1 protein-coding gene is annotated in these 1,500 nt (G+C 41.7%); it reads right to left on the bottom strand.

Annotated features, from left to right (window positions below; translation table 11 throughout):
* Positions 1 to 643 precede the first annotated feature (643 nt).
* Positions 644 to 1,090 carry a hypothetical protein gene (locus tag EHSB41UT_RS24080; RefSeq protein WP_087113422.1) on the bottom strand — a complete coding sequence of 149 codons (447 nt, stop codon included), beginning with the start codon at positions 1,088 to 1,090 and terminating at the stop codon, positions 644 to 646.
* Positions 1,091 to 1,500 lie beyond the last annotated feature (410 nt).

Here is a 1,500-nt window from a genome sequence, read left to right as displayed (position 1 = left end):
CGATTTACCCGTCTGAAAAGAATTTGTTTGCGATGAACGTGTACGCCAGCTTTCACTGAACTTATTTTTGGCGTGACGATAATCGTTTTGATGGGCACGATTCATATGGCACAACTACGCATAACGCGCAGTTGTGGGGCGCCGGAGGCGTCCCAGGCAGCTTGTCTGCCGTACACCAACGCCTTGTTATGCGATTAATTATGTATGCTTTGTAGAGAATGTTTTAGCTTTTTTAATAAGGTCTATTAATGAGCCTATTAGAATAAACAAGGCAAATATAAAGCCTACTGCCTTGTCATTAACGACGTTGTAGTACATTACCAAAGAACATAATGTGATTTGGGTGGAAAGTGCCACTACATTGAGGGTGTAAGTAGTTCTACTTTTTGTTGAGTTGTAGCTTGGTCGTATAATATCTGAAGAAAAGATTAGACTGAATAGGCCAATATAGATATAGGAGTTATTGTCTTGGCTTACTCCTAAGGTCACAAATAAAGATGAAATAATCAGTATTAGAATTTGAGTTTTCATTAATTCGTCCGTGAAATTGATGTGGGAATAGTCTCAGAATGAGACCGCATAACGCCTGCTTATGGGGCGCCGCAGGCGTCCCAGGAGCGCAGCGACGAACATGAAGCTCTTGTTAAGCGCCTGCTGCACCAATGGTTATGCTTTTGTTATGCATAGATTGAATTATGTTCAACACGCAAAGAGAGATACCTAAGGCTAGATCTGTTTGGTCTTTTAAGGTGAACTCTCGATTGTGTGAAAATTGTTCATGCTGAGATATTGATACATCTTCGTTTTTAGGGAGCTGCATAGTGACTCCGTCGAGTGAAAACCGAGAGTGGCTCTCAGTCAGTCCACTAGAAGATTCTTCGATGGCGTAGATTTGGGCCCCGATTGATAGTATGACTTTCTTCCACCCAAAGATTCCCTTTGTTTTGAGAGAAATACGCTCCGCACAGATTTCTCCTTCAAACTTATAGGAGAAGTTTAAGAAAGGTAGTTCAATGCTTCCTATTTTTACACCATCGCAGAAGGCATGAAATTCACGAGCATACTGTTGTTGGATTAACTCGATGTTCATAGGTTTATAGCGACTAACGTAACTACCTATTCTGTTTATAAGTAAGGCCGTAGTAAAAGCAAATGCTACACAGCAATATATTGAAGATTACCATGACCATGAAATACTCTGGATTATCGGTCCTCGATAAGGTCCTTCCTCCACCACGTGATACAAATCCCATAATTTGGCCATTATTGAAAGCAAAGAGAATATATATCAAATAAAGGGTACCAACGAAGAAGCAGAATATTCTCATATCTTTACTTTAGACAGACTCGTAAGGAGTTGATGTGGAGCGCTTAACGCCCGCTTATGGGGCGCCGGAGGCGTCCCATTTGAAGCTCTTGTTACCCGGAGGGTGGCACGGCAGAGACCGTGTTTTTTGCACAGTGTTTAACCGTTTGTTTGAGCGTTGCGGGACGAATATT

Origin of the sequence: Parendozoicomonas haliclonae, from assembly GCF_900174585.1 — a bacterium.
GTDB classification, from domain to species: domain Bacteria; phylum Pseudomonadota; class Gammaproteobacteria; order Pseudomonadales; family Endozoicomonadaceae; genus Sansalvadorimonas; species Sansalvadorimonas haliclonae.
Note: the sequence above shows the minus strand (reverse complement) of the source record. Positions and strands in the feature narration are given on the sequence as shown.